The organism is Limnothrix sp. PR1529 (assembly GCF_002742025.1).
Lineage (GTDB): Bacteria > Cyanobacteriota > Cyanobacteriia > CACIAM-69d > CACIAM-69d > CACIAM-69d.
In genome coordinates, this window is the sequence record NZ_LIRO01000107.1 from 1 (window position 1) to 10,767 (window position 10,767).

Genomic DNA, 10,767 nt, shown 5'->3' on the forward strand with positions numbered 1-10,767 from the left:
TCGCCCGGCCACCGTCACCCGGGTGGTGGTCACGCCCCTGCCCGACGAGCTGGAAATTGCCCTGGAAACCCCAGCCGGTCAGTCCTTGTTGATTGATGCGAACCAGTTCCGGGCCGAGGGCAACCAACTGATTGCCGAGATCAGCAACGCCAGCTTGGCGCTACCGGCGGGCGCGGAGTTCAACCAAGCTGACCCCACCGCTGAAGTGGCCTCGGTGCGGGTTTGGCAGATTGCGCCTGATCGCATCCAAGTGGTGGTGACGGGTCGCAACGGTTTGCCCACCCAGGACGTGACCTTGGCCACGGGTGACTTGGCCTACAGCCTGAACGTGGATGCTGATGTGCCCGAAGAAGAATTGGTCGTCACGGGGCAGCGATCGCCCAGCTACCGAGTTCCCAATGCTTCCAGCGCCACCGGTACAGACACCCCCATTCTGGAAACGCCTTTCTCAGTGCAGGTGATTCCCCAAGCCGTCCTGCGCGATCAGCAGGTGATCAATATTGAAGACGCGCTGAACAACGTGAGTGGCGTGGCTTTTGCCGGCAGTAATGGCAGCCGGGAAGCCAGTTTCAGCATTCGCGGATTCGGCAATCAATTTTCCACTGGGGCCCCGTTGTTGCGGGATGGGTATCGCATTTATGGGGGCTTTCAAGCGATTCCGGAAGTGGCCAACCTGGAACAAATTGAAGTGTTGAAGGGGCCATCTTCAATTCTCTATGGACAAATTGAACCAGGCGGCATCATTAACCTGGTTTCCAAGCAACCGCTTGATCAACCTTTTTATGAGGCAGAATTCCAGGCTGGCAGCGATGCTTTAGTGCGCCCCCGCATTGATTTCAGCGGCCCCTTAACCAGTGATGGCAGTCTGCGCTATCGACTGAATGCTCTCTATCAGCATCAATCACCTTTTCGGGACTTTGATACGGATATCAACCGCTTTGCGATCGCGCCGGTTTTAGCTTGGCGAATCAGCGATCAGACTGACTTATCTTTCAATCTGGAATATATCCACCAAAAGGGGCCGGCAGACTTTGGCATTAGCCGCTTTGGGGATGGTGTTGCTCCCGTTTCTCGGGAATCTGTGATCAATAATCCCGATGATTCAATTACCACTGAATACTTGAATACCGGGTATCAATTTGAGCACCGCTTTAGTGACAATTGGAAAATTCGCAATGGTTTCCGCTACATCAACTACACCTATGACTACAGTGTTATCGCCTTGCCGATCATCGTGAATGATGCGGAGATCACTCGCTTTTATGCTGATCAAGATGGGGATGACCGCTCCTATACCGCGCAAACTAGTGTCATTGGAAACTTCAAGACTGGTTCCCTAGAACACCAAGCAACAATCGGTCTCGATCTCAACTACAGCGAGTTCGCGATCGAGACTTTGTTTGATACGGCTAATCCGAGCACGATCAACATTTTCAATCCGGAATATGAGCGAGTTCCCAAGCCCGATCGCTCGGATTTGCCGCCCTTTCAAGATGATGTCACAACCACCACTCGCCTAGGAATTTACCTGCAAGATCAGATCAAGCTAACCGATAACTTGATGATCATTGCCGGGTTGCGCTACGACACGATCGATAGCAAAACCGATCAAAAATTGACCGATGAAAGCAGCAGTTTTAACGCGGATGCTTGGACACCCCGCCTCGGGGTTTTATATCAGCCCATTCCCGAATTAGCCCTCTTTGCTAGCTATTCCCAATCCTTTCGTCCCACGACGGCCACCAGTTCCAGTGGTGCAATTTTGCCCCCGGAAGAGGGTGAAGGATTTGAAGTGGGTGTGAAGGCCGAATTGTTCGATCGTCGCCTGCTTGCTACCCTCACTTACTTCGACATTGCCAAGCAAAACGTTGCGGTTTCAGATCCCGAAAATCCCCTCTTTTCTGTTGCTTCCGGTGAACAACGCAACCAAGGAATTGAGCTGGATTTGATCGGGGAACCCTTACCCGGTTGGAAAATTTTGGGTTCCTATGCCTACATCGATGGCGAAGTTACTGAAGATACCGATGAGTCCTTAATTGGTAATCGACCGGCTGGGCTGGCAAAACATAAAGCTACTCTCTGGACAAGCTATGAAATTCAGTCCGGTTCCTTCAAAGGATTGGGCTTTGGGGTGGGCTTTGAATATGCGAGCGATCGCTATGGAAACTTAGCTAATGACTATCGACTGGGTGACTACCTGATTGGCAATGCAGCAATTTTCTATCAGAGAGATAACTATCGCTTTGCTTTGAATTTCCGCAACTTCACTGATGAAAACTACATCAAAGGAGCCACTGGAAATGAGGGTGGTATTGAAGTGGGTTCACCCTTCACAGTCACAGGATCAGCTTCAATTCGGTTCTAAATTTCGTAGGAAATGATTCCAATCATTGTGTTGATATCATCCCCGATTTTAACCAGTTCAATGTCCGAGCAATTTTCCCTGATTACAACTTAAAGTCCCTTAGAACATCACCCCATGAACGCTGCATCTCCTCTGTCTCTGTCTGTTTTGTTGGTGGCGATCGGGGCGCTGGCTGCTCCCGCTGGGGCTGAACCAGTGCCGCTGGAGCCGCTCGATCGATTCCGCAGCAACGCTCCCGCCACTTCGGTGGAATCCTGGCTGGCCCAAGCCGATCGCCCGGCCACCGTCACCCGTGTGGTGGTCACGCCCCTGCCCGACGAGCTGGAAATTGCCCTGGAAACTCCAGCCGGTCAGTCGTTATTGATTGATGCGAACCAGTTCCGGGCCGAGGGCAACCAACTGATCGCCGAGATCAGCAACGCCAGCTTGGCGCTACCGGAGGGCGCGGAGTTCAACCAAGCTGACCCCACCGCTGAAGTGGCCTCGGTGCGGGTTTGGCAGATTGCGCCCGATCGCATCCAAGTGGTGGTGACGGGTCGCAACGGTTTGCCCACCCAGGACGTGACCTTGGCCACGGGTGACTTGGCCTACAGCCTGAACGTGGATGCTGATGTGCCCGAAGAAGAATTGGTCGTCACGGGGCAGCGATCGCCCAGCTACCGAGTTCCCAATGCTTCCAGCGCCACCGGCACAGATACGCCGATTCTGGAAACGCCTTTCTCAGTGCAGGTGATTCCCCAAGCCGTCTTGCGCGATCAGCAGGTGATCAACGTTGAAGACGCACTCACCAATGTCAGTGGCGTGTCCTATGCCGGGAGCAACAGCAGCCGGGAAGCGACGGTGAGCATTCGCGGATTTGGTAACCAATATCCCGCCACTGTATCGGTTTTGCGCGACGGCTATCGGCTTTATGGTTCTTTTCAAGCCATTCCCGAAGTAGCCAACCTGGAACAAATTGAAGTGTTGAAGGGGCCCGCTTCGATTTTGTATGGGCAAATTGAACCGGGCGGCATTATTAACCTGGTCTCCAAGCAGCCCCTAGCTGAGCCTTTTTATGAAGTTGAACTGCAAGGCGGTACTAATGAGTTGGTGCGTCCTCGGATTGACTTTGGGGGGCCTCTGACTGCGGATGGCAGCTTGCGCTATCGGCTCAACAGTTCCTATCTCCATCAAGCGCCTTTCCGCGACTTTGAAACCGACACCAATCGCTTTTCGATCGCGCCTGCTCTGGCTTGGAAAATTAGTGACCAAACAGACTTATCGCTCAACCTTGAATACATTCACCAAAAAGCACCGTCTGATTTTGGTCTGAGCCGATTTGAAGATGGGGTTGCGCCAGTCGATCGCGAGTTGATTATTACGGATCCAGAAGATTCGGTCACGACTGACTATTTCAGCACCGGTTATCAATTCGAGCATCGTTTTAGCGATAACTGGAAAATTCGCAACGGCTTCCGCTACATCAGCTATGACTATGACTACAGTGTGGTAGCGCTGCCGCTGACGGCCAACGGCCCTCGGGTCACTCGTTTTTATGCTGATCAAGATGGTGAGGATAAATCCTACACCTTGCAAACCAGTCTTGTGGGTACTTTCAAAACAGGATCGATCGCCCACCAAGCTACCATTGGTCTTGATCTAAATCGCAGTGAATCGCGAATTGCTACGCTGTTTGATCGCTCAAAACCGTCAATCATCAACATTTTTGATCGCAATTATGATGCGGTGGTTCGTCCCGATCGCTCCTCATTGCCACCGTTTAATGATGACCTGACCACGGCCAATCGTCTCGGATTTTATCTTCAAGACCAGATTAACCTCACCGAAAATCTGATCGTGGTGGCTGGTCTGCGCTATGACACGATCGGCATTGAAACAGAAGATCAATTGGGTCGCCGAGAGGGCAACAATACCGAACTCAACTCTTGGACACCTCGCCTCGGAATTCTGTATCGCCCCATTCCCGAACTATCACTATTTGCCAACTATTCGCAATCATTTCGCCCCACGACTTCGACCGGTGCGGATGGTTCAATCTTGAAGCCTGAAGAAGGTGAAGGATTTGAAGTGGGCGTGAAGGCTGAATTGTTCGATCGCCGCCTCCTGGCCACCCTCACCTACTTCGATATCACCAAGCAAAATGTGCCGGTGACTGATCCCGATAATCTCCTGTTTTCGGTTTCTTCAGGAGAGCAACGCAATCGCGGCATTGAGTTTGACTTGATTGGTGAACTATTGCCCGGTTGGAAGATTTTGGGATCCTACGCCTACATCGACAGCGAAGTGACTGAGGATACCAACGAGTCTCTGATTGGGAATCGACTGTATGGCATTCCTGAGCATAAAGCCACCCTCTGGACAACTTATGAAATTCAGTCGGGTTCTCTCAAGGGATTGGGCTTTGGGGTGGGTTTTGAATATGCGAGCGATCGCTACGGCAACCTCGCCAACGACTACAAAATTGGGGACTATTTCATCGGCAATGCTGCCATTTTCTATCAGCGAAATAACTATCGCTTTGCCTTGAATTTCCGGAATTTCACCGATGAAACCTACATCAAATCCACAGTAGGAAGCAACACCGGTCTAGAAGTGGGCACACCTTTCACAGTCACTGGATCGGCTTCCATCCGGTTCTAGTTTTGGGTATCAACGCTAGGGCTAATTGCGGTTTTGCCATCGCCCCTTTGCCAGCCATCACCCATGCTTGAATCCGCATTTCAACCACGACTCAAAACATTCTTCAGATCCAACCATGATCATGCACAAAACCTACGCGATCGCCCTGCTGAGTCTGAGCTTGATCACCGCTTGCCAATCGGGATCAACCAACCAATCCACGGCCAGCAATAACGCACCAGCAACCATCCCCAGCAGCAGCCCGATCGCCCCGGCTGATCCGAGTGTCAAGCATTTTGATGAAGCCCTTTATGCTTTGGCCTATCCCGAAGTTAACGAACAAGTAAAGGCTGGGAAATTTGCTTCTCCACTCGCCCATTATCAAGCGGTTGGCCAGTCTGGGAAAGATGCCAACGGCGAGGCGATCGCGGGCTTTTTTATGGGCACAGGTAGCAACGACACCATTTCTGGATTTGGCCATCACCCTCATATCTCGGGGGTGGCATTCGAGATTGTGGCTGACAAGGGCGGTGAGTTGCCGATTCGCCCCAAAACTTTGGGCCAAGGGGAGGTCGATCGCCTAGTGGGTCAACCTGGCTCCGAGGATGAATTTATTGTGGGCAGTTTGATCACCCCGGCTAATCCCAAGTCTGCGCCTTTTTATGTGGGTAAGGGTGATGCAGACTATGCCCAAATTGATAATTTCAAACCCGGCGAGGACACAATTTTGCTTGCAGGTAAACCAGAAGATTACAACCTGCAACCCCAGGATAAAACCCTGCGCATTTCAACTAAAAGCGGTGATTTGGTGGCGATTGTGCAAGGGGTCGATCGCCTCACGGTAGGCGATGTCGTGGCCGATTACGGCATTTTCATCCTCAAGTAGATTTTCAAAATTGGTTTTTCAACTGGGTTGGAATCCGAGAGGACTATGCAAGCTCGCCAGATTCGATCGATCCTGTTTCCGCTGCATCGCTACTTGGGCTTAGTTGTTGGGTTGATTCTGATCGTTGTGGGGGTGACGGGGAGCCTGTTGGTGTTTTCCCATGAGTTGCAAGATCGGCTGGTCGTTGAAAAATTTGGCGCGATCGCCCCCCAATCAACCCTCGTCAGCATTGACCAAGTGTCCAATGCTGCCCAAGCCTTTGCCCAACAGTTACCGGGATCCAGCATTAATGGTATTTTGTTTCCCCAACATCCCGGTCAACCTTACCAAGTTCGTCTCTGGAAAGGTGATCAACTGATCCAGCTTTTTATCCATCCTCATAGCGGAAAGGTGCTAGGAACCCTCTCAGAGCAAGATAGCTGGATGAACTGGATTTTGCGACTGCATTATCAGTTGCTGTCCGGCACAACGGGGCTGATTATTGTTGGTATTTCAGGGTTTTTCATGACCATTTTGGGGATCACTGGCATTGCACTTTGGCCCGGTTGGCGACGGTTGGCAGCGGGTTTCAAAATTAAGTGGGATGCGCACCCGAAGCGACTGAATTTTGATCTTCACAAGGTTGTGGGTATCATTGCTGCTGTTTTTTTAGTGCTGACCGGATTCACGGGGTTTTGTTGGAATTTCTATGCCCAATCAACGGCGGTGATCAAAGCGATTACCTTCACCCCTGCGGAGCCGGTTTGGCAGTCCAAGGTGTTGCCCAATCAAAAATCCTTGCCTTTGTCGGAACTGTTGGCACGATCGAACCAAGCATTACCCGGAGCTGCCACAACGTTTATCGCACTGCCCAGAACGCCGGATGGGGTGGTGCGGATTGGCAAGCGCCAAACCCACGAACCCAGTTCCTACGGCCAGAGCAATGTGATTCTGGATGCCTACAGCGGTCAGGTGCTGCGGGTGAATGACAGTCGGCAGGCGGCCTTGGGCGATCGCATCTTGAACAGCTTCGGGCCGCTGCACTTTGGTACGTTTGGTGGTTTGTGGACGCGCTGGCTCTATGTGCTGGTGGGCCTGTCCCCGATCGCCCTGTTTTGGACGGGTGTGAAGATGTGGCAACATCGCAAGCGATCGCCCGCCATGGCAATCCTCCCAAGCGATCGCCCTAGCCCTTGACCCCCTTCCACCGCCCCGATCGCCCCCTTTGCAAAAGTTTTGTCCCAAAGAAGGGTTGCTTCCCGCCCAAGTTGGCGATAATGGGAAAACCATTGCTAACTCAGCGCAGGAGCCGCGCCCGCATGAGCAACACTGAGCCACTTCCCGCAAGCAAGCTGGTTCAATGGTGGGAATCGCTCTCGCCGCTATCACGGTTTCTATTCTTTGCCCTGGCTGCTCCCCTGACCGTGCTCAATGCCTGGGCCTTGGCCACGATTTTTGGCTACTTCCAATCGTTGCTGGGGGTGTTGTTGGTCACGGCTTTGCTGGCCTTTTTGCTGAACTATCCCGTCAACTGGCTAGCGGCCAAAGGGGTGAAGCGAGGGCTGGCCGCCGTAGTGGTGTTTTTGGTGGCCCTGTCGATCGTCATTGGCGTGGGCGTGACCCTGGTGCCGCTGGTGGTGGCCCAGGCGCAACAACTGGTGGCGCGGCTGCCGGAATGGATTGACTCGGGCCAGCGCCAACTCATGATGCTGAATGAGCGAGCCGACTTGTTTGGTTTGCCCATCAGCTTAGATGGGGTGATTTCCCAGCTCAACGATCGCCTCAAAACCGAACTCCAAAGCATTGCCGGCCGCACCCTCAACTTGGCCCTGAATGTCACGGTGGTGACGGTGGTTCGGCTGTTGGATGTGGTGCTAACCATCGTCCTCACCTTCTATTTGCTGCAACACAGCGAAGAAATTTGGGAGAGCTTGATTGCTTGGCTACCCGATCGGGTTCAGCAGCCCTTTTCCCGCACCCTGCGATCGAGCTTCCAAAACTACTTCATTGGGCAAATCCTCACGGCCACCTGCTTGGGCCTGGGGCTAACCACCATGTTTGTGTTGCTCAAAATTCCCTTTGGCCTGCTCTTTGGCCTAACCATTGGGTTGATGGCCCTGGTTCCCTTTGGCGGCTCCGTGGGCATTGGCACGGTCATCTCCCTGATTGCCCTCCAAGATATTGGCCTGGCCCTGCAAGCCTTGGCCGCGGCCCTGATTGTGCAGCAAGTGGTGGAAAACCTGGTGGCTCCTCGGGTGTTGGGCAGTGTGACGGGCCTGAACCCCTTTTGGGTGTTTGTGGCCATCCTAACTGGCGTGCGTGTGGGCGGCCTGTTGGGCGTGGTGGTGGCCGTGCCCATGGCTGTGTTGCTCAAGGAAGCCTTGGCGAATTTGCGGGCCCAAGATCCCACCCCCGGGGCTGTGAAATCTCTGCCCGAAGTGGAACCGGAATCCCCATCTGTGGGTATTACGGCGGCGGCTCCTTCCCCGATCGCGGAATGCGATTGATGCCTTGAATGACGGCCCTTACCTCACTTCCTAAGCACAGTAAGCCCGTAGGATGGGCAGTGCTCACCGAACCATTGCTTCATGGCATCTGCGACATGGCGTGCCAATTATTTTAGGTAAAGGCTATAAGTCATCATTTCTCAGATCAAATTCATCAATCTAAGTCGCTTTAAAAGCAACGGTTCTGAGCACCATTCAATAACATCGATTGTGAAGAAGTCGGGTAGGCTAATTTGCTTGCTCTCTCAAGATTGAGATCGTAAAACTGAACAGAAGACCAATAGCCAAGCTTGTTATGTCCTGTTCAGTTGCCCTGATCTTGATTGGGTTCCAAAACGACTATTTTGCTGCTGATGGGATCCTGCGGTCTGTGATTGACCAGGCTGTTCCAGTCGATCGCATCCTGGACAGTACGGTACAAGTGGTGCGCGGGGCGATCGCCCATGGGGTTCCCACCATTGCAACCCCAATTTTTTTCACCCCCACCTATGAGGAATTGCTGGATCCCGTTGGTATCCTTAAAACCGTCCGCGACGTGGGGGCCTTCCAAGCAGGGCAAAAAGGTGCGGAAATGGTTGAGGCCCTCCTGCCCTTTCACGATCAAATTTGGGTTGTGCCCGGAAAGCGGGGTTTAAATGCCTTCACGGGAACCTCGTTGGATGAGCTGCTCCAAAAACATCAAATCACCCATATTGTGCTGGCCGGTGCGGTCACTTCCGTTTGCATTGACTCCACCGGTCGGGCGGCCCACGAAAAGGGCTATCGCGTGTCAGTTTTGGCCGATTGCACCTGTGCCAGAACCCAGTTTGAGCAGGAATTTTACTTAGAAAATGTGTTTCCCCTTTATGCCAATGTAATTTCCGCTGAGTCTTTTCTTGAGTCTTTGGCGGATGTCTGAAAAGTGTTTTGAGATACCGAGCTAGGGGCTAGCAGTTGGCAAAGGAGCTTGCGCATTCTGTGTTTGCCGGTGACTGGAGCTTGCAGAGTATCCATTTGGGCTTTTCAGACATCCTCTTAGGTAAAACAGGATAATGACTGATTTTAATAAAAGTGATGAGCTAAACACCCAAATTCAATACCGACTCATTGAAAGACTCGCGGAATCAGAGCGCCGCTATCGAACCCTAGTGGAAAACCTGAGTGAAATTGTTTTTAAGGTTGATCATTTGGGTCAAATTACCTTTTTAAATCCAGCTTGGACGAAGATTCTCGGCTTTCCGATTGATTTGTGCTTAGGCAAATCCCTGGCCCAGTTTATGGATGAAACTGAGCAAGCGGGCTGGCAAACGATGATGGCTGACTTAGATCATTGCGCCACTTTGCGACAGGAGCTTCACTTTCGAGATCATACTCAGAAGACAGTTTGGTTAGAAATTACGATTCAGCCCCGTGGCGCTGATGGTGAATTTTCAGGATCTTTAACGGACGTGACCGATCGCCACCAGGCTGAGCAATTGCTGCAACGGATGAACACAGAACTCGAAAAACGGGTTGCCCAACGAACGCAAGCTCTGAATGCAGCTAATCAAAAGTTACAAGCCACGATCGAGCGGCTTCAGCAAACCCAATGCGATTTGGTGCAGTCTGAAAAAATGTCGGGTTTGGTGCAGCTTGTGGCTGGGGTTGCCCATGAAATTAATAATCCCGTGAACTTTNNGAATATTTACAAACGCTAATTCAAGCCTTAGAAATTCATCAACCCCAGGACTTGAAAACGGCTGCGGTGATTCCATCACTCACCGAAACCATTGATTTAGAATTTTTGAAAGAGGACTCTCAAAAAATCATCAATTCGATGCGAACGGGGACTCACCGCATTCGGCAAATCGTTTTAGATTTACGAAATTTCTCGCGAATTGATGAATCTGAGCTAAAAACCNNGTTATCCTCGATATCTAAATCAAGCGTTAATGAGTATTTTAGAAAATGCGATCGATGCGATCGGGGAAGCTGTTAAAAAAGCAGACTCGAAAATTATTATGCCCAGCAGTTCCACTTATTTTGGGACAATTGAAATTAGTACCTTTGTTCTGGATAGCCAATGGATTGCGATTGAAATTGCTGATAACGGGATCGGAATTCCGCTACTGATTCAGGGCAAAATTTTCAATCCTTTCTTCACTACTAAGGATGTAGGTAAAGGAACTGGAATGGGACTGGCCATTAGCTATCAAATCATTACGGAAAAACATCGAGGGAAACTCAGTTTCCGATCGCAATACGGCCAGGGCACAACTTTCACGATCCAAATTCCAATTCAGCAAATCAATTTGGCGGATTCACCCGCGCAGGAGTCGGCAAATTCCCAACGCTAGAACGTTCGGTCTAGGCTTTGGGGGTGGCAAGCTGGGCCTGGAGGGGGCGGGCGTTGGTTCCTAATCGGGTTTGCAACTCGGTGAGCAGGGCGGGGG

Annotated in this window: 7 protein-coding genes and 1 pseudogene; all 8 read left to right on the top strand. The window is 51.7% G+C overall.

Features of this window, described 5'->3' with window-relative positions; translation table 11 throughout:
• A partial coding sequence (locus AMR42_RS15020) for a TonB-dependent siderophore receptor (protein WP_099534475.1) occupies positions 1 to 2,365 on the top strand: 2,365 nt, incomplete at its 5' end.
• A 114-nt stretch (positions 2,366 to 2,479) separates the two neighbouring features.
• Positions 2,480 to 5,005, top strand: coding sequence for a TonB-dependent siderophore receptor (locus tag AMR42_RS15025; protein WP_099534476.1), 2,526 nt, complete (start codon positions 2,480 to 2,482; stop codon positions 5,003 to 5,005).
• A gap of 115 nt (positions 5,006 to 5,120) precedes the next feature.
• Complete coding sequence (locus tag AMR42_RS15030) at positions 5,121 to 5,870, top strand: hypothetical protein (RefSeq protein ID WP_099534477.1); 750 nt, start codon at positions 5,121 to 5,123, stop codon at positions 5,868 to 5,870.
• Between the two features lie 45 nt (positions 5,871 to 5,915).
• Entirely contained in the window at positions 5,916 to 7,046 is a 1,131-nt protein-coding gene (locus tag AMR42_RS15035) for a PepSY domain-containing protein (RefSeq protein WP_099534478.1), read from the top strand.
• A gap of 122 nt (positions 7,047 to 7,168) precedes the next feature.
• Positions 7,169 to 8,356, top strand: coding sequence for an AI-2E family transporter (locus AMR42_RS15040; protein WP_099534479.1), 1,188 nt, complete (start codon positions 7,169 to 7,171; stop codon positions 8,354 to 8,356).
• 295 nt (positions 8,357 to 8,651) lie between these two features.
• On the top strand, positions 8,652 to 9,254 hold the full coding sequence (locus AMR42_RS15045; RefSeq protein WP_099534480.1) for a cysteine hydrolase family protein: 603 nt from the start codon (positions 8,652 to 8,654) through the stop codon (positions 9,252 to 9,254).
• A gap of 133 nt (positions 9,255 to 9,387) precedes the next feature.
• Positions 9,388 to 10,011, top strand: a 624-nt coding sequence (locus AMR42_RS15050) for a PAS domain S-box protein (protein WP_234407029.1), incomplete at its 3' end; no start/stop codon positions are given.
• A 226-nt stretch (positions 10,012 to 10,237) separates the two neighbouring features.
• Positions 10,238 to 10,671: pseudogene (locus tag AMR42_RS21650) on the top strand (sensor histidine kinase); the annotation flags it as partial.
• Positions 10,672 to 10,767 lie beyond the last annotated feature (96 nt).